The sequence below is a fragment of the Sulfitobacter sp. AS59 genome, from assembly GCF_038899995.1.
Taxonomy (GTDB): Bacteria; Pseudomonadota; Alphaproteobacteria; order Rhodobacterales; family Rhodobacteraceae; genus Sulfitobacter.
Genome location: NZ_JBBMQK010000003.1, coordinates 504,670 through 527,155, shown reverse-complemented (window position 1 = coordinate 527,155; position 22,486 = coordinate 504,670). Strand labels below are relative to the sequence as shown.

The window sequence follows — 22,486 nt, the reverse complement described above, 5'->3', positions numbered from 1 at the left end:
TCAAAAGAATGTCCTCTCATCTGGTCCGAAAAATGCCACGCCGACAAGGGTCTGGTTCATATGCACACCGCAGTGCTGTTCGCCGTAGGTGTTGAACCCGAACAGGCGCGCGTCAGCTAAAATTTCCGACACGGCACCGCCTAATTTCTTTTGTTCGATCTCAAGCTTGCGCAGGACGCAGTCGAACCCAAGGATGAAATCCGGGCGCTGGCCACGTCGGTCACGGATATCCAACCCGGTTTTAAGCGTCTTGGTGATCTCTTGACCCAACCCCAGCGTCATGATCAGCCCGTCATCAATGGCCGCCAGAAACGACAGCGCACCATCCTCGTCTGCATCTGAAATGGCGCGCACATAGTGATTGCCGTTGTATTGGATCAACAACGGGTTTTCGGCGAAAATCTCGGGCGACAGGTCCTCTACCGAACTGCCCACCAACCGCGCATATTCCTGCGCCGCCGGTGCGCCGTTGATCTCGAACACTTTGCGTTGTTCGGGGTCGGCGTCGGTGACAATGATATGCGATCCAGCAGGCAGGAAATGGTCAAACCCGACCCCTTGGAAAGGCAAATCCGTTTCCACCAACAGCAACACCGCCGCGTCGCTCAGGGCGTTCCCCTTGTGCAACACAAAGGTCTTTTCAAACAACAGACCGTCACCGGCCGACCCGCCAAAAATCGGCAGATCGGTCAGCACGGTCTCCAGTGTCGAGCTTAGAATGTCCTCTTGTTTGGACAGCCCGTCGGTGAAGATCAGCCCCAACCGATGCCAGCCCGCCGTGTGTTGAAAACGTTGATCGGCGCGCTGCGCTTGGGCCGCGACATCGGTCGATGACAGCGGGTTCATGGGTTCGAACAAAACTGAAGAGCAGCGGAAATGGCTTTTGGGGAAGGCCATCAATAACAGCGCGTCGGTCTCGTATCCTTGGGTGGTGATCTGGCCCGCCGTCGAACAGCCAAAGACCGGCAAGCCATGCAGCGCGTCATCCAGGACGGATGCAACGACCTGACAATCCAGACGACCCGGAACGAAACACAAAACAAAACAGGTCACAGAGTTCTTGATCTGCGCCGCCGCCTCGCGGGCGGCTTCTTCTGCATCAGCTGCGCGCGAAACCGCAACCCGAACGCAGGTTGGTCCGGTTTGCTCGGGGTGCGTGTGCAGCATGCTCAATGCCTAAGAAAGGCGCGCGCTTCCGGCTCATCCCCGAATTGCTGGGCGATTGCGCCCTCGACCATCACAACAGCCTGCGTACGGTTGCGCACCCCCAGACGGCGCAGCAATGCGGTGATATGCGCCTTGACCGTTGCTTCGGCCAGCGACAGTTCATAGGCGATTTGCTTGTTCGCTTTGCCCCGGCAAATCAGCCGCATGATCCGCTTTTGCTGCGGTGTCATCTCTGCCAGTTTGGGGTGATCAAATTTTGACCATATCCCGTCGCGATCCCCGCCGCTGGGTTGCTGGAACCCCTTTGGCACGTAAACCCCACCGGCCATAATCTCGGCCAGGGCACCTCGCAGCGCTTGTGCGGATGTGTCTTTGGGTAGAAACCCCGACGCGCCATCGCGCAACAAGGAATGCACCAGTTCGAACGAGGCCAGCGAAGAAATCACCAATACCCGCGAGTCTGGAAAATGCTTTCGCAACGTGCGGAAACCGGAAATTCCCGTTACGTCCGGCAGCTTAAGATCGAACATGACCAGGTCCGGCTCAAAGCCGCCTTTCGCCATTTCCAAAGCCCCTTTTAGGGTGCTTGCCTTGCGAATATCACAATCTTCAAACACCAGTTCCAGCGCCGATTCCAAGGCGTCGCTGTATAGTGGATGGTCATCAACAATCAGCATGGACGACACAAAGTCCTGCTGTATTGGCACACCGAAATGTTCCATGATAGTAGTCCTCCCAGCCGCGATGCTACGGAGAACAGGAAACTTTTCAACAGATTCCGCAAAATAAACTCAATTTATGCGGGAAGTTGCTAATCACCGTTTCTTTACAACGACAATCATGAAACCGGCCTGTCCCCTTTAGGGGGCGTATCTGCCGCACGTAGGAAATCGCGGGCGAAATCCGGCATGGAATCGGGTCGGGCGCTTGGGTCAAACAGAACAAGATCAAGCTGATGCAGCAGCTCTTGGCGGCGCGCTGTCATCCCGTCCCGCCGAAGCATCGCCGCCGCGTGGCCGCGCATTTCTGCGCCGCGCCCACCCCGTGCTGCACGCCGCAACTGGCGGGCCAGCGGATCAGCCCACCAAAAACGTCTAAGGGCGGACATGCCTGCGATCCGGTGCCCCTTTAAGGCGACAAACACGCCACCGGCACAGATCAGGGCCGCCAACACCGCCAGCGGCCAGCCCGGCAATTGCGCCGAAGCCCCCCGCAATTCGACCGCCACAGTGTCATCCTGATCAGGCGTCACCGATCCGTAAGCGACCCGCTGCGCCGAAATCGTGACCTGCCGGTCCAGCCGGTTCACCGTGTCAAAATAGGTAAAGCTAAGCGGTTCAACGATGGTCGATATGTCGTTGCTTGGCCGGATGGTCCAACGCCAATAGGCAAATGCCTGCGGCCCTTGGGGCGTCAGTTCGACAAAGCGTTTTTCAGGATGCGGAAAGATCATCGCAGACGGCGAATGTAAGGTCGGCATCGGCGGAATCATTTCCGCTGTCACGCCCAAGGCCTCTACCCGCACCACCCGCAAGACGCCCTCGCCCGGGACCAACTGATCCGGCGCATTCGACCATTGGTCGGACACTTTCAGGAATTTAACCGGAAACCACCAATCCTCGCCCGTAGGGGCCGCGACAACGTCAATCGAAACTGGCGCTGACGTGATCTGATGATCGAACCAATCATCGCCTTCGTCGGTCAAGGTCAGTTGGTGCGTGAACGCCCCAATGGTCAGCGCGCCGGGCCGGGCGGGGTAAACCGCCATGCGCCGCTTGAACGTTTTAACCAACTCGCCATTGATCCGCTCGTCGCGCCATGTGTCATCGCCCAGTTGCGTCCAACTGAAGCCCTCGAAATCCGGCTGAACCAGTTTTTCGCGGGTGATGTGACGCCGGTAAATCCCTTTGATGGTGATCAGCACCATCTCGCGCACAAACGGCGTGTGTTCTGTTTCGAGCACCTCGACCCACAGCTCCAGATCTTGGGGGAGTACCGTTTTTGATTGCGCCATCGCCAACCCCGGCAAAGCAACCATGATCAAAGCCAAAAGCCATCTCATCGCGGGTCCTCCGCCTTGGGGGGTGACAGACCCAGCTTTGCGCGGCGTTTGTGTTCCTGCGCAATACGCGCCGCCATGTATTCGCCCGGAACATCAGCCAGCTGGGCCAGCCATCTGGCATCGGCCTGCATGAACTTGTCATCAAAAATGCGCCGCACCCCTTGGCGGCCCCGGCTATCCAGTTGCGCCAACCCCAACATCGTATTGTTGTTGGTGACATCACTGCCGGTCCCCGCAGCCCGCGCATTGCCCCGCGCGACAAAGCTGTCTGCTTCGGCCCCGTCTTTTTGTCGCTCGAACAGGGACAGCGCCTCGGGATCAATGCCAAGCCCCGCGTAAAAGGCCGCGACCACATCGAAGTTAGCCTGCGCATCGGGGTGGCCACGCGCTTGGGCCAGATCAAACGCCTCTAGCGCTGCTGCGTAGCGGCCCGCATGCGCCTCTGCATTGCCCAGATTATAATAGGCGTCTGCCTGCGTGAACCGATCCGCTGCCGCATCAAAATCACCCGCGCGAAACAACGCGGCCCCCTGCCATGCCGGATCATCGAAAAACGGCGCGGCAACCTTTGGTAAACCCAGCGCCAAAAGCACGCGCCCGAACGGTGCGCCGCCCCCCGCTAGCATGGCAAGCACCAAGGCCAGCGAGGTTATGAAAACAATCACCCTCATGCGGTTTGCCTGCGAAACAGTAGCAGCAATGGGAACAAGGCCAGCAACAACAGGTAACGGCCTATGTCCTTCCAAAACAGCAGCGGATAATCTTGGGCCTCTAACCGCGTGCGGGCCGTCTCATTGATCCACGCTGCAAACGCGTCGCTTTGATCCAGCGTGAAAACCCTGCCAGCACCCGCCGCGACATGTGTATCAATCGCGGCAAATGGCGCGTTCAGGGACACAACGGACAACCGCGCGCCCAACCCTGCGATGGCTGCCGCCTGGCGCAATGATGCGGCATCCAACCCATCCCCGTCGGTAAAAAGGATCACATCGCCCGCGATCACTTGGGCCTCGCGCAACATATCAGCCGCCAGCTTTAACGCCCGCGCAGGGCGGGTGCCAACATCCGGCACGGTCTTGGCATCAATCAGCGACAACGTCTGACCCAGTTGCAGATGGTCCAGCGTCATATCCACCGCGGCATAGGCGTCGCCAGCATAGACGATCAGCCCACCGGGGCGTGTGCCCAGCGATGCCAGCCCGAACCGCCCCATCGCCTGCATCTGCGGCCAACGCGCATCGTCCGTCACGCTCGCGGATGTGTCGATCAGAAAAAGCACCCCGTCGAGGTTTCGAAACGACACCGTATCGCGCCGTTCAATCGCAGGGCCGGACAGGGCCAACACGGAAATCGTCACCACGGCCAGCATCGCCAGCACAGGCGCGCGGCTTGACGATGTGTCGATTCGCCCCAACGCGGCCATGGCGTGCAGCAACGCGGGATCGCTGGCCTTTTGCCAATCTCCCAGCCCGCCCCGCCGGGTCAAAAGCCACCACCCGACCAGCGACAGTATCGGCAACGAAAGCAACCACCAAGGCCGCAGCAGGATGATATCCACCGCGCTCACGACAGCTCCCTCCACGCAAGCCAAAGCCCCAGCAACGCGGCAAAACTGGCAGGCCATGGCCAATAATCGCGAAACACCTCTGCGGCCAACCCGTCGCTGTCGGTGGATTCCAACCGGTCCAGCGCATCTGCCACCTGCGCCAAATCTTCTGTGGTTTTGACACGAAAACTCTCACCGCCCGAAATCTCGGAAATCGCCCGCAGGGTTGCCGCATCCACGACACCACGTTCGCCGGCCTCGGCAGTCGTCAGATCCTTGGGGCCAAGCGCGATTGTATGCACCCGCACCCCCATATCCGCAGCCAGTTCCGCCACACCGCGCGGGTTGGTTGCGCCCGCATTGTTCACCCCGTCAGACAACAGGATCACAACCCGTGTCGCAGCATCGCTTTGTGCCATCCGTTTAAGTGCGAGGCCCAGCCCGTCTGAAATATTCGTCGCGCGGCCTGAGATGCCGATTTGCGCTTCTTCGATCCGGCGCGCGACAGCTTCGACGTCAAAGGAAAACGGGGCGGCGTAATAAGCCTCTGACCCGAACACGATCAGCGCCACACGGTCGCCCCCGCGCCGTCTGGCGAAATCAGCGCCGACGGTGGTCACCGCCTCAAGCCGGGTCAGCGGTTTGTCCCCCAAATGGAAATCATCGCGCACCATCGACCCTGACAAATCCAGAACAATCGCCAGATCGCGCCCCGTGACCTTTAACGCCGACACAGGGGCGAGGTCACGCGGGCCGGAAATCGCAAAGACCATCAGCCCCCAAATGACCCACAAAACGCCAGAACGCAGGGGGAACCCACCGTGTGGTGCCCGTTGCTGCCGTGCGGCCAGCAGGGCCTCTCCAATCCGGTCCGGCACCCGGATTGCGCCGCCCGCCATTGGTGCCGCCCCAAAGAGCCAGATCACCAGAAGGGGAACCGGCAACAAGAGCAGAAACAGAGGATCGGCAAGCTCAAACAAGGCGCGCGACCTCCGCCTCCAGCGTGGCGATATCCACGCCGCCCTCCGGCTGATAAAGTGCGCCTTTGATGGCGGCGTAATGTTCGGGTTGTGCCTGCCTCAATAGGTGCAGCAAGGCGACCCGGCGGGCGTCATCCGGCATTTCACGGATCGCAAGAAACTGCCCGCGCAAGGGGGGCACCGCTACCCGCCGTCGCATGGAAAACAGCCGCAACATCCCCGCAATGATCAAGGCCAAGACCCCAGCAAGCCCTACGGTCGCTGCGATATCTGCGCCGAGACCGCCGGCTGCTTCGACTGGCAGGGTGATATCACGCAGACTGATCAGCATTGCGGCTTCGCTCATCGCATTATCGGTCATGCTGCCCGCTCCGCCACGAAAACAGCGGCAAGCCGCCGCGCCGTCTGTTCCACCGCCTCGCTCGCATCCAGCACCAGCGCGTTGCGTCCGGCGATCTGGCGCAGCGGTTCCGCGTTACCCTGCCCCTGCCCGCCCAGATGCACCCTGATCCGGCGACCATCCGGCAGCCGGATCGGATACCGCCCGCGCGGCAAATCCCCCGCCTCGGTATCTGTGATCAACAATAGCCGGGGGGACCGCCGACGGGCCAATGCGTTCAGACGATCCGCCAATCCGGCACCCGGCGCATCAAACCCCGACGCGATCATCAATTCGGACCCGGGCGGGGCCAGACGGTCGGCCCGCGCCAAGCCCTGATCCAGCGGGGGATCGTCAACTTGCCCGTCCATCATTGCAGCTAACCCATCGGCATGCGCCTGCACCATTGCCCCGATGACATCCAGCATGCCACGGGTACGCCCGCGCGGCATTGCAATGACAGGTCCCGCTGCCGTCAGGGCCAGCAGCCCCACACGCCCACCGCTTTCCACCACGTTCCAGCCGATCAGAGTCAGCGCCTCCGCAGCGGCGACTGACCTGAACGCGCGCCGTACACCCCAGAACATCGCGGGGCGAAAATCAGCGATCAACAGCGTGACGCGATCACGTTCTTCCTGAAATTGCCGCACATGTAACCGGCCTGTCCGCGCCGTTGTGCCGCGATCCAGATGCCGAAGATCATCGCCAACCGCGTATTCCCGCGTCGATGCGACCTCCAGACCATGCCCCTTGCGACGAGTGGCAAACCCGCCGGGCAAAGCCGCCAATACAGGGGCGGCATCTGCTTTCAACGCCACCCCGCGCAACGCGATCAGCGCCGCAGAGTTCAGAGCAACGCCGGGGGCATCCAGCGCCGCAGTCACAACGGTTCGACCGCGGTGACAATATCCGCCACAATATCGCGGGCGCGGCGCCCATCCGCGACAGCGCGCCAGCTTAGCACCATGCGGTGGGCCAGCGCGTCACCCGCCAATGCCGCGACGTCCTCGGGCAGGGCGAAATCGCGACCGTGCAAAAATGCACGCGCCTTGCTGGCAGCCGCAAGGGACAGCGAGCCGCGCGGTGAAACGGCGTGTTCAATATCTTGTGCCAATGGCCCTTCGCGCGTCGCCATCACCAGCCGTACGATGTAGTCGCGCAGTTCCGGTGCCAGATGAACCTGCTGCACCTGCGCACGGGCCTTTGCCAGATCGGTCAGGGACAAGGACGGCGCGGGCGACGTTGCCCCTTGGGCTTCGGCCTCGACCAGATCAAGGATCTGACGTTCCGTTTCGATACCCGGCAGTTCCAGCATCACATGCAGCAAAAACCGGTCCAACTGCGCCTCGGGCAAGGGGAATGTTCCGTCGTGTTCGATCGGGTTTTGGGTCGCCACCACCAGAAACGGATCAGGCAGCGGATGCGTGTCATTGCCTGCCGTTACCTGACGCTCGGCCATCGCCTCAAGCAGCGCGGACTGCACCTTGGGCGGCGCGCGGTTGATCTCGTCCACCAGCACCAGATTGTTGAAAACCGGACCGGGCACAAATTCAAATGTGCCGTCTTGCGGATGATAGACTGGCGTGCCCGTCAGATCAGACGGCATCAGATCGGGCGTGCATTGAATGCGAGCAAAGGACCCTTCGACCGCGTCTGACAACCATTTGACGGCGCGGGTTTTGGCCAGACCGGGCGGCCCTTCGACCAGCAAATGCCCGCCTGCCAGTAATGCCACCAACAGCCGCTCGATCAGGGCGTCGTGCCCGACCAGACCCTGCTTCAGATGCGCGGCAAGCCCGGCCACACCTGTTTGTGGACTATCCGATCCTTTTTTCATGCTTCCCCCCGGCGCGTATTTCGCCCCTTCAGGTTAGCCAGAACAGCCGCCTGCGCATACACCCCCGAAAGTATCGGGCCGTATTCCTGCGGGTTTACTGGGGCAGAACCGCGCATCCGGGCGCAAGAAGATCGGCAAATCTGGGCTCTGCCACGGTGTCTCGTGTCTGCATCAGAAGGCTGTCATAGGCGCGATCTATGAATGCAATAAACTCAGGATCTATGGTCTGATCCACCGGTGCTTGGGCCACGGCGTGCAGCATAAAAATATCGAAAAAGCACAGCCCGGCGGGGTTTGAATTTACAAGCGCGCGCATGAAATCCCGCGATTCCCACGAAAGCCGGTGTAGATTAACCGGTGTCTCTTGCAGCTTGGTTTCGAACGCTGCGGACGGGTCAAACAACATGATGTCCATCCCAAAGGTAAAGGACTGGAACAGCTCTTCGATCAAAATGGATTTATAGAACGCGCTAGCCAAGGCACCCGGACGGGGGAACGCGGGTTGCTTGACCATGATATGCGTCCCCTGTCCCCGCTTGCCAAAAAAGGTCTGCGCCATCGCGGGCGACGTTGCGGTGTAATAGCTGTCTTTCGGCAGGCCCAACACATGGACACGGTTCATCCAGGCAAGGTCAGCCGTCAGCGCCCGATTGGGCGGAAGCCCTGAATAAAGCCTTAGGATAACCGTCCGCCCCGACCCGCATTGTTCAGCCGACCTGCCCGCATGGCGCATGGTCAACGGCTTGCCAAATGTGTGTTCGATCAGCGCGCGAAACGTGTTGAGGGTTCTAAGCGAGCTGGGATGGGGCAGATCGCCCACCACGCACAGACTGGACCCCGCCAGATCGCGCCCGTTGATATGTACCGGTGCTGTAAACGCGCGGCTGGGTAGTGCCGTGCGCAGCTCGTACCCCCATCCGCGGCGGGCAAGTTCTACAAACCGCGCCCGATCTGCGCTGCCTTGCGTGGCGATGCCCAAAGCGAGCAGCAGGGCGATTATCAACCGTTGCATAATCTGGTCCCTTAGGTTTGGCCAAGCGTAGGTCAGACAGCCCGATACGTCCAACGTTTTAGGGATAATGGGCCCCGCGAACCTTGAGCGAGACATGGTAAAAAGGGCGTTAAGATTTGCCCAAACAGCGCGGGGAAAACCCTGTCTCGCGACGTGGCTTGTCGTGCGAGGGCTTTCAATGCACAGTACCTGCACGGGCACAAAAACCAAAGGTGCAGCATGACAGCGGTCTATTTTATGTATGAAATACAATGACAAACGGTCTATCGGTTCGTGGGCTCAGCTTTAACTACGGCGCAAAGAAAGCGTTGCAAGACGTGTCGTTTTCCATCGCACCGGGGCAGTTTTGCGCCTTGCTTGGCCCGAACGGGGCTGGCAAATCCACGCTGATATCGCTGTTAACGCGTCTGTTGGTCGCACCCGTCGGTGACATCGAAATTGCAGGGCATAATTTGCGCAGCGTACCGCGCCGCGCGATGGCTGAGCTGGGCGTGGTCTTTCAGCAATCCACCCTCGATCTTAGCCTGACTGTTCGCCAAAATCTGTCATATTTCGCAGCCCTGCACGGGTTGCCGCGCGGCGAAGTCCCCGCCCGCATTGATGCCGCGCTGGAACAATTGGGCATGCGGGAACGCATCGATGAAAAGGCGCGCGACCTAAATGGCGGGCACCGCAGACGGACCGAACTAGCACGCGCCTTGCTGCACGATCCCAAGGTGCTGTTGCTGGACGAACCCACCGTGGGTCTGGATGCCGCCGCACGTCAGTCGATTACCGACCATGTTCACGATCTGACCAATCAGGGGCTAAGTGTTCTGTGGACGACACATCTAACCGACGAAGTCCGCGATACCGACGCGCTGCTTGTCCTGCACCAAGGGCAGATCATCAACGCTGGCCAAGCGGGCAGTTTGCGCGGCGGTACCCCGCTGCCGGATTGGTTTTTAGCCCGCACTGGGGTTCCGGCATGAACATGATGGGGTATTGGGGCGTCACCCGTGCGATTGTCATTCGCGAATTTTTGCGCTTCGTGCATCAACGTGAACGGTTCATCGCAGCATTGGTGCGCCCGCTTGTCTGGCTGTTCATCTTTGCCGCAGGTTTTCGTGCCGCCCTCGGCCTGTCGATTATCCCACCCTACGACACCTACATCACCTACGAGACCTATATCGTGCCCGGCCTGTGCGCGATGGTGCTGCTTTTCAACAGCATGCAAAGCTCGCTTAGTCTGGTTTATGACCGCGAAATGGGGTCGATGCGCCTGCTGCTGACCAGCCCCTATCCCAGATGGTGGCTGTTGTTTTGCAGGCTGTTCGGGTCCACCACCATATCGGTTTTGCAAGTCTATGCCTTCCTCGGGATTTCTGCGCTTTTTGGGATTACGATGCCGCCATGGGGATATATCGCCGTCTTGCCCGGCTTGATCCTTGGCGGGCTGATGCTGGGGGCGCTTGGGCTGGTTCTGTCCAGCTTTATCTCACAGCTTGAAAACTTTGCGGGCGTCATGAATTTTGTCATCTTCCCGATGTTTTTCCTGTCCTCCGCGCTTTATCCGCTTTGGAAAATGGCAGAAAGCTCGCCCTTGCTGCGCGACATTTGCGCGTTCAATCCCTTTACCCATGTGGTCGAGTTGATCCGGTTTTTGCTGTATCTACAGCTGAACCTATCCGCCTTGGCGTGGGTGATTGTCAGTACCTTGGTGCTTAGCCTGATCGCCGTCTGGGGCTATGATCCGGCGCGCGGTCTGATCAAACGCAAGGGCTGATCCGGTGCAATCAGGTATCACGCTCAAACCGGTAATGTCCTTAAAGCTTCGCCTTGCGATTGGGGCCGCATTGCTGGGGTTATCGACGATCCTGATCGCCTTGATGCTGTATCTGGGGCTGGGCGAGGTTGGGCGCAGGCTGGATACCGCGCTTGCCTCGGAAACGCGGATGTCGCGCTATGCCGGGCTGTCTACACAGGCAGCGACATTTCTGGTGGTCGCGACAGAGGTTGTGCAAACCGGCCAGCCCGTCGCCACAAGGACCGAGCGTATTTCCCCCGTCGCCGACCAGATCAGCCGCACCTTTGTGCAATTGCATGACGATGTGGCCAAAGCCGTCGCCGCTGCCGAAACGCTCGGCCTTGATGAACAATCCCGATACGGGACCCAGTCGCTTGGCTTGGCGCGGATGCAGGCCTTGCTGGACAGAACGTTGAAAGGGTTAGAGACAGACACAACCGACGCGGCGCATCTACGCGCCTATATCGACAGCTTTGCCTCGGGCTTTGATCCGCTGCTGGGTCAAGCGATCAATACCGAAGTCATGTTCCGCAATACAATTCTGGCTGGGATCGACACGCTGCGGCAGCGGCTGGCGCTGTTTGCGGTGCTGATTGCAGCGGCTGCGGTTGTTCTGGTCGCGGCCTTTTACTTTGGTCTGATACGCCCACAGTTCCGGCGGCTGGATCAACTGCGCGCCGCCGCCCAGCAAATTGGCGCAGGGGATTTTGCCGTCGCGTTGCCTGTATCGCGGCCCGATGAAATCGGGTTGCTGGCCGCCGAGACAAACCGGATGGCTGCCGCATTGCACGAACGCCAACAGCAGGTCGCGGCAGAAGGGGCGCGTTTAAACGAAACGATTGCCGACCGCACCAAAGCGTTGCGCGCCGCGAATGCCGCGTTGGAGGAGATCGACAGCAACAGACGCCGGTTTTTTGCCGATGTCAGCCACGAATTGCGCACGCCGCTGACCGTCATGCTGATGGAGGCGCAGATTGGCAAAAAGGGCCCCGACGACACCCACGCCGCGTTTTCGACCATCGAAAATCAGGCGCGGCGGCTGAACCGGCGCATTGATGATCTGCTTAGGCTGGCGCGATCCGATACCGGCCAGCTGGCGTTAGAACCGCAATCGGTGCGCCTGCCTGAGCTAGCAACCGAGGTGCAGACCGAAATACAGGCCGAGATTGAAAACGCGGGCATGACGCTTGAGGTCGCACAGATGCCCGATATTGCGCTGCGCAGCGATCCCAACTGGATCCGGCAAGTGATCGTTAGCCTGATCCGAAACGCCATCCGCTATGCCCGCGACGGCGGCACCGTGCGGCTGGCCCCCGAAATCGACACGACATTGGCAGGGCTGTCCGTGACCGACAATGGCCCCGGCATCGACCCGCAAGACCAGTCGCGCGTGTTCGATCGCTTTGTGCAGGGGCCGTCGAAATCCGCCAAACAGGGATTTGGCGTTGGGCTGGCGCTGGCCCACTGGGTGATCACAGAACAGGGCGGCGACATCATCCTGATCAGCCCGCTGCCCCGATCCGACGCACTTGGCCCCGCAGCCGGTACTAAAATCTCGGTTCGCCTTCCCATCGCCAAGGATTAGAATACACCCATGCCCGGCCGTTTGCTTATCATTGATGATGACCCCGAAATCACGTCCGCCCTCGCGCGGGGGCTGGCGCTGCATGGCTATGCCGCCGAGACGGAAAACCGTGCGGGTCGCGCGTTGGAACGGCTTCAGACGGGTCAGTATTCCAGTGCCATCGTCGACGTCATGCTGGGGGCCGACAGCGGTATCGATCTTGTACGCACCATCCGCGCCAGCGGGGCCACCCTGCCCATCCTGATGCTATCGGCCCTATCTGACGTGGAACACCGCACCGCAGGGCTTGAGGCCGGAGCCGATGATTATGTCGTCAAGCCGTTTGATTTCGACGAACTGGTGGCGCGGTTGCGGGTGCAGGAACACCGGGTCAGCACCGGACGCCCCGCCCCGTGCAAACTGTCACGCCAGACCCGTATCTTGCAAAACGGGGCGTCCGAGACCCCCCTGACAGAGCGCGAATTCGAGCTTTTGGAGCTGTTGGTACAGCACGCAGGCACGCCAATTTCGCGTGGATTCTTGTTTGATACGCTTTGGGCCGGCGACGGATCGGGAAACGAGAACGTCGTTGATGTTTATATCGGCTATTTGCGCAAAAAACTCTCCGCCGATGATTTTCCATTTGAAATCAAAACAGTACGGAACAAAGGTTTCGTTCTTTCCGGTCAGGCACCCATTTTGAATGATGTCTAATACCCACCAAAGTCTAAGGTTCTCTTAGTAAATAAGAGTCGCCTGAACAGCATCTCTCTGTCAGCGTGGGGGTATATTTCAATCAGGAGGAGGACACGATCATGGCATGGACGAAACCAATCATCCGCGAAATTGAATGCGGTATGGAAATCAACATGTACGGACCAGATGGCGACGGCGAAGACGCCGGCGGCGTATTGTTCTAAGACAGACAGCGCGCGGTGGCAGCTATGACTTTCCGCGCGCATATCCTTGGGGCAGCCGCGGGTGGCGGCCTGCCTCAATGGAATTGTGGTTGTGAAAACTGCAATTTCGCGCGGGGCGGGGCTATTCCATCGCAAACCCAGTCATCACTTGCAGTTACAGCCGATGGATCATCTTGGGCTGTGCTCAATGCCTCTCCCGACATTAGGCAACAGCTAGCTGCCGCCCCGCCACTTCACCCGACCGACCTGCGCCGCCTGCCGTTGACGGCAGTTCTGGTGACAAATGGCGATATCGATCATGTGGCGGGTCTGCTTACCTTGCGCGAAATGCAGCCATTTACCCTGTTCGCGACAGCAGGCATTCATGATGTCTTGGCCCAAAACCCAATGTTTGATGCGCTGAACCGTGATGTGGTGACACGCCAGACCATCGCGCTTGATACCCCATTTGCATTGCTGCCCGGCATGACCGCGACGCTGTTTGCCGTGCCCGGCAAGGTGCCTTTGTATCTTGAGGGGGACGAGGTCCAGACCGATCTGATCGGCGATCAAACCGTCGGGGTGAAACTTGAAACGACCGACAAGACGGTATTCTATATCCCTGGCTGCGCGCTGCTAAACGACGATCTGCGCGCGCGGCTTGATGGGGCCGATCTGCTGTTTTTCGATGGCACGCTTTGGCAGGATGATGAAATGGTCCGCGCCGGGCTAAGCCAGAAAACCGGCAAGCGGATGGGCCACATGTCGATGGACGGGCCAGACGGGTCGCTGACCGCTTTTGATGCGCTGAACATCGCGCAGAAAGTCTATGTGCACATGAACAACACCAACCCCGTCTTGCGACCGGATTCGGCGGAAAAAACCACGGCAGAGGCGGCAGGTTGGACAATCGGACAAGACGGAATGGAGATCACCTGACATGATCCAAACCCGTAGCGAATTTGAGGCCCGCCTGCGCCAGATCGGGGCCGAACGGTATCACGATCTGCACCCGTTTCACGACATATTGCATGGCGGTGCCTGTAACGCTGATCAGGTCCGCGCATGGGTGATTAACCGTTATTATTACCAACATTCGATCCCGATGAAGGACGCGGCCTTTATGTCTCGGGTCGAAGACCCCGCGCTGCGGCGGCAATGGCGGTCCCGTATCGAAGACCATGATGGCACCGACACCAACGAAGGCGGCATTCGCCGTTGGCTGCGTCTGGCCGAAGCTGTTGGCCTTGATCCTGAGTATGTGGCGTCCTGTCAGGGCGTTCTGCCTGCGACCAAATTTGCCGTGGATGCCTATGTACGGTTTGTGCGCGAGAAAACCCTGCTTGAAGCCGTGGCCGCATCCCTGACAGAGCTTTTCGCCCCAAAGATTCACGCCAACCGGATCGAAGGGCTGCTGAAGAATTATGATTTTGCCGATGACAGTTCGCTGTCGTATTTCAAGAACCGCCTGAAAGAAGCACCCAAAGACGTCGCATTTGGTCTTGCTTGGGTGTTGGACAATGCGGACACCGCTGAGAAACAAGACGCCGCCGCCGCCGCGCTGATCTTTAAGACCGATGTTTTGTGGTCGCAGCTTGATGCGCTGTCGGCCGCCTATGTCACCCCTGCCCGCATTCCGCCGGGCGCGTGGCAGCCCGATCAGGGTCTTTTGTTGCAACAGGCGTCCTGACCCGTGCAAACCGCTGATATCCCCACCCTGCCCCGCGGCGTAAGGCTGCATCACGACAAGGTCCGTGGTACGTGGGTGCTGCTGGCGCCGGAACGGGCGATCACGCTGGATGCGGTGGGACATGCCATCCTGACCGAGGTCGACGGCACCCGCAGCTTTGGCGAAATCACCGGCGCGCTGGCCGAACGCTATAGCGCGCCCGTCGATGAAATTCGCAAGGACAGCTCCGGTTTTCTGGATGCGCTGCGCAGCCGTCGTTTTCTGGATGTATCCCAATGACTGCGCCAGCCCCCATCGCCATGCTGGCAGAGCTGACCTATCGCTGCCCGCTGGCCTGCCCATATTGTTCGAACCCCGTTCAAATGGCCGCCATAGACAGCGAGTTGGACACCGAAACCTGGGCACGTGTGTTTCGCGAGGCTGCAGACATGGGGGTGCTGCAACTACATCTGTCCGGGGGCGAACCCGCATCCCGGCGTGATCTGACAGAGCTGGTGACCGCCGCCCGCGAAGCCGGGCTTTATACCAACCTGATCACCTCCGGCATTGGCCTGACCGAAAAGCGGCTGAGGCAGCTGGATGACGCCGGTCTTGATCACGTGCAGCTGTCCCTTCAAGGTACCAGCCCGGAAATGGCCGACGAAATCGGCGGATATCGCGGGGGCTTTGCCCGTAAAATGCAGGTCGCGGAATGGATCGGTAAAATCGGTTTCCCGCTGACCCTGAATGCCGTTTTGCACCGGCGCAATCTGCATCAACTGCCCCGCGCAATCGAAATGGCCGAGGAAATGGGGGCCCGCCGGATCGAGGTCGCAACCGTGCAATTCCACGGCTGGGCGTTAAAGAACCGCGACGCCCTGATGCCAACCCGCGAACAGGCCCAAGAGGCGACGCAAATCGTTATTGCAGCCCGCACACGGCTCAAGGGACGGTTGGTGATCGACTATGTGCCCGCAGATTATCACGAAAGTTATCCCAAACGCTGCATGGGCGGATGGGGCACCACCGGTCTGAACGTCACACCGAACGGATTGGTGCTGCCCTGCCACGCGGCGCAAACCATTCCGCAGCTGACGTTCGACCGCGTCCAAGATAAACCGCTTGCCGACATCTGGCACAACGGGGCCGCCTTTAATGCCTATCGCGGCACCGATTGGATGCAGGACCCGTGCAGTGATTGCGACCGCAAGACCATCGATTTCGGCGGCTGCCGCTGTCAGGCAATGGCCGTGGTTGGCGATGCATCCGCCACCGATCCGGTGTGCATCAAATCGCCCCACCACAAAGATTTGCAAACCCAAGCTGATGTATTTTCAGGGCGCGATGACGCCCCTCTTGTGTATCGCGACGGCCCCGCCAAAACATCCGAACCGGCTGAATAAGACTGCCTGTCGCACGAAACAGTATCGACGCGTTGATCAAAGCCCGCGACAACCCCCAATGACATCATTGACCCTTTGATGGTTCTTCGCCTAATTGCCCCAAATTATGGCCCCGCTTAGTTTTGCGCGTCGCCCCAAAAGGGGTCGTCGAAAAAACTACGATTTTGAGTAAATATTGTGGTAGCAAGGGCAAGTCGTGGGGGGAATAAGGAAACTTGATGCCTAACAGAGACGAAATCCAACCCACAAAAGTATTCGATACCGGATTACAAAAAGCGCTCCGCGGGATACTTGATTTCGTTTCATTGGTCGTCGTCGTCGCGCTATTGCTCACGCTGCTTCGTGCCTCTCAGTTCGGGAGTATTTATCTCCCGACGATCGCTATGCTCCTTATATTTAGCGTCTTACCGATGCTGTTTCTAAGGGCAGAAAAACACTTGAAAACAAGAGGTTTGCTAACCCTAACCGGTATCAGCCTCGCCATGTTTTCGGCCGTCGCCAATTTGGGCCTTGCCGCTGCGGCCTTGTATGGTTTTCCCTGTGTTCTGGCGGTGCTCGCCACATTCTATACCCGGCGGTTCGCCTATTTTGCATTGGCCGGTTTGACCATTGCACTTGTGGTGCTTGCCTATCTGTTTGTTTCAGGGGCCTTGGAGCATCCAAATGATGCCGTCACCCAGTGGAACCAAAACCCGCGAAATTGGATGGTCGCCATCGGCAGCAACTGTTTGGCCAGTGCCTTGATGATCGTCCTCATTCGCAACATCAGCGAGTTTTGGGAAAAAGCCTCGGAGGAGGTTGAAGAGAACCACAGAAGGTTTGAAACGCTTGTCGAATATGCGCCCAGCGGAATCATGACCTATGATATGGAAAAAGGGTATCTGGTTTCCGTCAACGCCCAAGCCGAACGATTGTTCGGGGTGCCACGGGAAAAACTGTTATACGGCCGTACGATGGCCGAGTTCACCCCAGAATTTCAGCCATCTGGCGCACGCAGTGAAGAACTGGCAGCAAAATATCTGCAAGACGCGATTGCGGGCGGGCATCCCACATTCGACTGGACCCATATTGATGTGAACAAGAAAGAGTTTCACTGCGAGGTCACCCTGTTGCGGGTACCGCCCTACGACAAGACCCTGATCCGCGCCAATATTTCCGACATTACCAAACGGTTGGCCGATCAAAAGCACCGCGAGGAATTGCAATCGCAACTGGCCGCGTCCCAGAGGCTTGAAACGATCGGGCAACTTACTGGCGGCGTGGCCCATGATTTCAACAACCTGCTGGCCGTCATTCTCGGCAATTTGGAACTGATGCAGGAAGAATGCACCGACGAGGAGCTGCGCGTGATGATCCAGCCCTGCATCGACGCAACCCTGCGCGGGGCGGAGCTGACCCGGAATATGCTGAGCTATTCACGCCGCGCCCCGCTACAGCCCAAAATCATGGATATGAACAAGCTGGTCCTCGACACCAAGAACTGGGCCGGGCGCACGCTCCCCTCGAATGTCGAGATCGAGACCTCGCTTCTTGCCCGATTGTGGAAGGTCAAAGCCGATCCGGTCGCCGCGGAAAGCGCGCTTTTGAACCTTATTCTGAACGCCCGCGACGCGATGCCGGACGGTGGCAGGCTTACCATTGAAACCTCGAATGTCAGGATCGAGGCCGGTTATATTGATGGCCGCGACGAAAAGCTGGAGGCCGGAAGATATGTCTTGGTCGCTGTGTCCGACACCGGACACGGGATCGCGGACGAAGACCTTGAGAAGATTTTCACCCCGTTTTTCAGCACCAAATCGGTCAGCCACGGGTCGGGCTTGGGCCTTCCGATGGTTATGGGTTTCATGGGCCAATCGGGCGGCACGGTCCAAGTCTATTCCGAGATCGGCGTTGGCACCACGTTCAAGCTGTATTTCCCCGCAGAAACCTCAGATCAGCCAAGCACAGTATTGGAGCATCCCGACGAGCTGGACCCGAAACCGCAAGGCAAACGGATACTGCTGGCCGAAGACGAAGAAGAGGTGCGCGCGGTTCTGACAGCCATGTTGCAGGCGTCTGGCTATGCGGTTCAACCTGCCCAATCCGGCGATCAGGCCAAAGAGATTTTTGAAGCTGACCCGACATATGATCTGTTGCTGACCGACATTGTGATGCCCGGCCGTCTTCAGGGCACCGGCCTTGCCAAAGAACTGCGCGAGATCAGAGGCACCTTGCCGGTGGTCTTTATGTCCGGCTACGCGTCAGAGGCGACGGTACATGGCAACGGCCTGCGCCCCGAAGATATCCGGCTGATGAAGCCGGTGATGCGCCGCGATTTGTTGGCCGCAATCAAGGGCGCGCTGGACGCAGACAGCAACAAGGGCGGTGCCTGAAACGACGCAGTGGTTTTTGGCGCGGTTTGCGTGGCCTTTCGGCTTCCCTTTCGTGCTGAAACCTGCTTTTTCCCTTATCCATGGGACAGTCTTTATTGATTACAGGCGGCGCGCGTTCAGGCAAATCTGCACTGGCAGAGGGCTATGCCTTGGAGCCGACCGGCAAGGCGATTTACATCGCAACCGCCCAAGCACATGACAGCGAAATGGAAGCGCGCATCGCTGAACATCAAAAACGGCGCGGCCCTGAATGGACAACCGTTCAAGCCCCCTTTGATCTGGCTAATGCTCTTAAACAATCGGATGGCGGCGACCCGCGTCTGGTGGATTGCCTCACGCTGTGGCTGACCAATCTTATGCTATCGGACAAGGACTGGCGCGCGGAAACCGAAACCCTTGTTGAGACAATCGCGGCCCAATCCGCCCCGGTGATTTTCGTCACAAACGAGGTCGGCGGCGGTATCGTTCCTGAAAACAAACTGGCCCGCGATTTCCGTGATGCAGCTGGCTGGGTCAATCAAACTATTGCGCGGGCGTGCAGTTCTGTTGTGCTGTGTGTTGCGGGCTATCCAATGAAAGTAAAAAACTAATGACCATCCTGTCTGATCTGACGTCCCTTGATGATATTGCCAAACTGGTTCTTCCTGAAACCGATCAGGCCGCTGCGACCGCCGCATCCGAACGCCAGAACACCCTGACCAAGCCGCCCGGATCGCTGGGCCGGCTTGAGGAACTGGCGATCTTTATGGCGGGATGGCAGCGCAGTGAAATGCCAGTGATCAAAAAGGCGCAGGCCTTGGTCTTTGCGGGCAACCACGGCATTTGTGCGCAAGGGGTCAACCCGTTTCCTCAAGAAGTCACCGTGCAAATGGTCGCGAATTTCGAGGCGGGCGGTGCCGCGATCAACCAGCTGTGCCGCGCCAGCGGGGCGGATTTGTCGGTTGTTGCGTTGGATCTGGATCAGCCCACACAGGATTTCACCCAAGGCCCCGCAATGACCGAGGCCGAGACAATCAAAGCGCTGCAAACCGGGGCAGACGCCGTTGATCCTGACGCATCGGTATTGATCTTGGGCGAGATGGGGATTGGCAATTCGACAATCGCCGCCGCCTTGGCCTGTGCCACTTTTGGCGGGGGTGCAGCGCAATGGGTCGGACGCGGCACCGGGTCAGACAGCGATGGTCAAAAGCTCAAGGCGCGGGTTGTCGCAACCGGCGTTGCGCTGCACAGCGCGGCACGCGGCATGGCGATGCTGGCCGCATTGGGCGGGCGTGAACAGGCAGCGATTTGCGGTGCGGTCCTTGCCGCACGGGCGCATTCGATCCCCGTCATCCTAGATGGCTACATCTGCACCGCAGCGGTTGCGCCGCTTTACGATACCGCGCCTGCGCTGCTGGATCATTGCCTTGTTGGCCATGCCAGCGCCGAACCGGGTCACAAGCTGATGGTCGACGCGATGCAAAAGACGCCGATCCTGTCGATGAACATGGCCCTTGGCGAAGGGTCCGGTGCTGCCTTGGCGCTTGGCGTTTTGCGCGCCGCATTGGAATGCCACAACGGTATGGCGACCTTTGCCCAGGCCGGAGTTTCCGGCGGATGACCGATTTCGCGGGGCGACTTGCCGAGGTACGGCTGGCGGTCATGATGCTCACGCGTCTGCCCGTCAGCCATCTGCAAGACCCCGCACCCTCACTGGCCAAGGCACGGTGGGCCTATCCACTGGTGGGCCTGATCGTAGGGCTGATCGCATGGGGTGTCCACGGCCTAAGCCTGTGGCTCGGGGCCAGTCCTACCCTTGCTGCGGTCCTAACGCTGGGCTCCGTGATACTGACCACTGGTGCGATGCATCAGGACGGGCTGGCCGATTTTGCCGATGGCATTTGGGGCGGCCATGACAAGGCGCGCCGCCTTGAAATCATGCGCGACAGCGCAATCGGCAGCTATGGCGTGCTGGCGCTTATCCTGTGCTGTGCGGTCTGGGTTGCTGCCCTGACACAGCTTGGCGGGCAGGCTGGCATGCTTAGCTTTCTGGCCGTCGGCGTTCTTAGCCGCATCGCGATGACCGTCTGTTCGGCAACGATGCCCTTGGCCAGAACTGATGGTCTGGGCGTGCTCTCCAGCGGCGGCGATACAAGCTGGATGCTTTGGGCGGGGTTGGCGTTTGTCGCCATTCTCATGCTGGGCTGGCATGGGGTGATTGTGTTGGCTGTCGTCACCTTGGTTGCGACCCTTGTGGCCGCGATTGCCCGCCGCCGCATCGGGGGGCAAACCGGTGACGTGTTGGGGGCGGTCCAGTTTCTATCCGAGACCAGCGCATGGGCAACGCTTGCAATGCTGGCTGGTTGATCATCTGATTCATGGGCACGGCGGCGCTGGCTTAGGCCGCGAAAATTTGACCTGCGCGGATTTCGACCTTCTCCTGTGTGATCTGGCTACGAAATTCAGCGGAATGGCTCACCAGTAAAATCGCCTGTGGCAAATCTTGCAAAATCTCGACCAGCCGCGCTTCATTTTGCGTATCAAGCGCGTTTGTCGGCTCGTCCAGCAGCAGCACCTCAGGCTCCATCGCCAAGACCGTCGCCAAGGTCACAAGACGTTTTTCGCCCCCCGACAGCTTGTGCGTGATCCGGTCGCGCAGATGCGATAGGCGCAACTGCTCTAACAGACGGTCCACGATTTCAATCGCCTCGTCCTTGGATTTACCAAGGTTCAGCGGGCCAAAGGCGATATCCTCGGCCACGGTGGGGCAAAACAACTGGTCGTCGGCATCCTGAAAGACCAGCCCGATACGGCGTCTGACCTCGTGAAAATCGGCCTCTTGGCTGCGCTCGGTGCCAAAGGCCCGCACGGTTCCGTGTTGCGGGGTTTGCAGGCCAAGGATCACCCGCAAAAGCGTCGATTTGCCAGACCCGTTTGGCCCGGTGAGCGACAGCCGTTGCCCGGGCATCAGCCGCAAAGACGCCCCCGACAGAATCGGCGGCTGCCCGTGGTAGGAAAAATGGATATCATCAAGCTCGATCAGCGCCATGCCAGCTCCAGAAAAATCAGCAGGCCCATGGCTATCACGAACAAAAGGGAAAAGCGCCTGTCGGCTGGCGTCAGGGCAAAATTCTGCAACAGATAGATGCGCCCGGAAAACCCCCGACATTTCATCGCGCCCAGAATGCGTTCGGATCGTTCAATCGCGCGCACCAGCATCATGCCGACCAGATATCCGAAGCTGCGATAGGTGTGCCAATTGGTACCGGGGCGAAAACCGCGCACCTTCATCGCGCCGCGCAGCCGCAGGTATTCTTCGCGCAGCACCTCGATATAGCGGATGGTGAACATCAACAGATGCACCAAGATTTCCGGCACCCGCATCTTATAAAGCGCATGGCCCAGGGTCACAGGCTCCATCGTGCCTACGAGCGTCATCAGCGCAAGGATTACCGCATTGGCCGTCAGCGCAATTTCCACCGCACGCCAAAGCCCCTGCCAACTGGCGGCAATCCCCCAGATGGTAAAGATCGGGTCGCCGGGAATGGAAAACGGCAAGAGCACCAGCATAAAAATGATAAAGCCATCCATCATCGCCATGCGTTTCAAGGTGGGCCTTAGGGGCAAGCGAGACGCCCAAAGCAAAGCGGCTGACAGCACCATCGCGGTGCCAAGCGCGGTTAGCGATGACAGGCCAACCACCACAATACCAAAGCCGATGGCCGCCAGAATACGCACCCGCGGGTCCAAGCCGCCGATCAGGCCCGACACCTGCGCCGCACCGGTTTCGGTCAGCGTCGTGTCCCCTTGCTCTAGTACATGCGCCAAGGT

General features: G+C 59.3%; 25 protein-coding genes. 13 read left to right on the top strand and 12 right to left on the bottom strand.

The features are described 5' to 3' along the window. From WNY39_RS10010 to WNY39_RS09965, 10 genes are all read right to left on the bottom strand, one after another. Positions 1-1,167, bottom strand: a complete 1,167-nt coding sequence (locus tag WNY39_RS10010) for an FIST N-terminal domain-containing protein (protein ID WP_342845387.1) — start codon at positions 1,165-1,167, stop codon at positions 1-3. A 2-nt stretch (positions 1,168-1,169) separates the two neighbouring features. Beyond that, entirely contained in the window at positions 1,170-1,889 is a 720-nt protein-coding gene (locus WNY39_RS10005; protein WP_341232960.1) for a response regulator transcription factor, read from the bottom strand. 116 nt (positions 1,890-2,005) lie between these two features. Then, positions 2,006-3,229, bottom strand: coding sequence for a hypothetical protein (locus tag WNY39_RS10000; protein ID WP_342845386.1), 1,224 nt, complete (start codon positions 3,227-3,229; stop codon positions 2,006-2,008). Continuing rightward, entirely contained in the window at positions 3,226-3,900 is a 675-nt protein-coding gene (locus tag WNY39_RS09995) for a tetratricopeptide repeat protein (protein WP_342845385.1), read from the bottom strand. Before WNY39_RS09995 ends, WNY39_RS10000 begins: the two co-directional genes overlap by 4 nt. After that, positions 3,897-4,796, bottom strand: a complete 900-nt coding sequence (locus tag WNY39_RS09990; RefSeq protein WP_342845384.1) for a VWA domain-containing protein — start codon at positions 4,794-4,796, stop codon at positions 3,897-3,899. The genes WNY39_RS09995 and WNY39_RS09990 overlap by 4 nt, the downstream gene beginning before the upstream one ends. After that, on the bottom strand, positions 4,793-5,755 hold the full coding sequence (locus WNY39_RS09985) for a VWA domain-containing protein (protein ID WP_342845383.1): 963 nt from the start codon (positions 5,753-5,755) through the stop codon (positions 4,793-4,795). The genes WNY39_RS09990 and WNY39_RS09985 overlap by 4 nt, the downstream gene beginning before the upstream one ends. Next, positions 5,748-6,116, bottom strand: coding sequence for a hypothetical protein (locus WNY39_RS09980; RefSeq protein ID WP_342845382.1), 369 nt, complete (start codon positions 6,114-6,116; stop codon positions 5,748-5,750). The genes WNY39_RS09985 and WNY39_RS09980 overlap by 8 nt, the downstream gene beginning before the upstream one ends. After that, on the bottom strand, positions 6,113-7,018 hold the full coding sequence (locus WNY39_RS09975) for a DUF58 domain-containing protein (RefSeq protein ID WP_342845381.1): 906 nt from the start codon (positions 7,016-7,018) through the stop codon (positions 6,113-6,115). The genes WNY39_RS09980 and WNY39_RS09975 overlap by 4 nt, the downstream gene beginning before the upstream one ends. Continuing rightward, entirely contained in the window at positions 7,015-7,971 is a 957-nt protein-coding gene (locus WNY39_RS09970) for a MoxR family ATPase (protein ID WP_341232953.1), read from the bottom strand. The genes WNY39_RS09975 and WNY39_RS09970 overlap by 4 nt, the downstream gene beginning before the upstream one ends. A 94-nt stretch (positions 7,972-8,065) precedes the next feature. Beyond that, positions 8,066-8,983 carry a hypothetical protein gene (locus tag WNY39_RS09965; protein ID WP_342845380.1) on the bottom strand — a complete coding sequence of 306 codons (918 nt, stop codon included), beginning with the start codon at positions 8,981-8,983 and terminating at the stop codon, positions 8,066-8,068. Between the two features lie 251 nt (positions 8,984-9,234). Between WNY39_RS09965 and WNY39_RS09960 the strand changes: the two genes are divergently transcribed. From WNY39_RS09960 to cobS, 13 genes are all read left to right on the top strand, one after another. Further along, positions 9,235-9,954 (top strand): ABC transporter ATP-binding protein, encoded by a 720-nt coding sequence (locus tag WNY39_RS09960; protein WP_342845379.1) that lies wholly within the window; start codon positions 9,235-9,237, stop codon positions 9,952-9,954. Between the two features lie 2 nt (positions 9,955-9,956). Beyond that, positions 9,957-10,748 (top strand): ABC transporter permease, encoded by a 792-nt coding sequence (locus tag WNY39_RS09955; RefSeq protein ID WP_342845406.1) that lies wholly within the window; start codon positions 9,957-9,959, stop codon positions 10,746-10,748. Between the two features lie 4 nt (positions 10,749-10,752). Further along, the gene (locus tag WNY39_RS09950) at positions 10,753-12,354 is read left to right on the top strand and encodes a HAMP domain-containing sensor histidine kinase (protein ID WP_342845378.1); all 1,602 of its coding nucleotides are present in this window, start codon (positions 10,753-10,755) and stop codon (positions 12,352-12,354) included. A gap of 9 nt (positions 12,355-12,363) precedes the next feature. After that, complete coding sequence (locus WNY39_RS09945; protein ID WP_342845377.1) at positions 12,364-13,047, top strand: response regulator transcription factor; 684 nt, start codon at positions 12,364-12,366, stop codon at positions 13,045-13,047. Positions 13,048-13,148: 101 nt separating this feature from the next. Further along, on the top strand, positions 13,149-13,253 hold the full coding sequence (pqqA, locus tag WNY39_RS09940) for a pyrroloquinoline quinone precursor peptide PqqA (RefSeq protein WP_093916145.1): 105 nt from the start codon (positions 13,149-13,151) through the stop codon (positions 13,251-13,253). Positions 13,254-13,277: 24 nt separating this feature from the next. Then, a complete protein-coding gene (gene pqqB, locus WNY39_RS09935) occupies positions 13,278-14,171 on the top strand; it encodes a pyrroloquinoline quinone biosynthesis protein PqqB (RefSeq protein ID WP_342845376.1) in 894 nt (297 codons plus the stop codon). A 1-nt stretch (position 14,172) separates the two neighbouring features. Further along, positions 14,173-14,922, top strand: a complete 750-nt coding sequence (gene pqqC, locus WNY39_RS09930; RefSeq protein ID WP_342845375.1) for a pyrroloquinoline-quinone synthase PqqC — start codon at positions 14,173-14,175, stop codon at positions 14,920-14,922. A gap of 3 nt (positions 14,923-14,925) precedes the next feature. Further along, positions 14,926-15,201, top strand: coding sequence for a pyrroloquinoline quinone biosynthesis peptide chaperone PqqD (gene pqqD / locus WNY39_RS09925; protein ID WP_342845374.1), 276 nt, complete (start codon positions 14,926-14,928; stop codon positions 15,199-15,201). After that, positions 15,198-16,304 carry a pyrroloquinoline quinone biosynthesis protein PqqE gene (gene pqqE / locus WNY39_RS09920; protein ID WP_342845373.1) on the top strand — a complete coding sequence of 369 codons (1,107 nt, stop codon included), beginning with the start codon at positions 15,198-15,200 and terminating at the stop codon, positions 16,302-16,304. The genes pqqD and pqqE overlap by 4 nt, the downstream gene beginning before the upstream one ends. A 437-nt stretch (positions 16,305-16,741) precedes the next feature. After that, entirely contained in the window at positions 16,742-18,676 is a 1,935-nt protein-coding gene (locus WNY39_RS09915) for an ATP-binding protein (protein WP_342845372.1), read from the top strand. 80 nt (positions 18,677-18,756) lie between these two features. Continuing rightward, positions 18,757-19,266, top strand: coding sequence for a bifunctional adenosylcobinamide kinase/adenosylcobinamide-phosphate guanylyltransferase (cobU, locus tag WNY39_RS09910; RefSeq protein WP_342845371.1), 510 nt, complete (start codon positions 18,757-18,759; stop codon positions 19,264-19,266). Continuing rightward, on the top strand, positions 19,266-20,276 hold the full coding sequence (gene cobT / locus WNY39_RS09905) for a nicotinate-nucleotide--dimethylbenzimidazole phosphoribosyltransferase (protein WP_342845370.1): 1,011 nt from the start codon (positions 19,266-19,268) through the stop codon (positions 20,274-20,276). The genes cobU and cobT overlap by 1 nt, the downstream gene beginning before the upstream one ends. Next, entirely contained in the window at positions 20,273-21,022 is a 750-nt protein-coding gene (cobS, locus tag WNY39_RS09900; RefSeq protein ID WP_342845369.1) for an adenosylcobinamide-GDP ribazoletransferase, read from the top strand. The genes cobT and cobS overlap by 4 nt, the downstream gene beginning before the upstream one ends. A gap of 31 nt (positions 21,023-21,053) precedes the next feature. On the opposite strand, the gene WNY39_RS09895 is transcribed toward cobS, so the two are convergent. Both WNY39_RS09895 and cbiQ read right to left on the bottom strand, forming a co-directional pair. Beyond that, positions 21,054-21,704, bottom strand: a complete 651-nt coding sequence (locus tag WNY39_RS09895; RefSeq protein ID WP_342845368.1) for an ABC transporter ATP-binding protein — start codon at positions 21,702-21,704, stop codon at positions 21,054-21,056. After that, positions 21,695-22,483, bottom strand: coding sequence for a cobalt ECF transporter T component CbiQ (gene cbiQ, locus WNY39_RS09890; RefSeq protein ID WP_342845367.1), 789 nt, complete (start codon positions 22,481-22,483; stop codon positions 21,695-21,697). The genes WNY39_RS09895 and cbiQ overlap by 10 nt, the downstream gene beginning before the upstream one ends. Between the last annotated feature and the right edge of the window lie 3 nt (positions 22,484-22,486).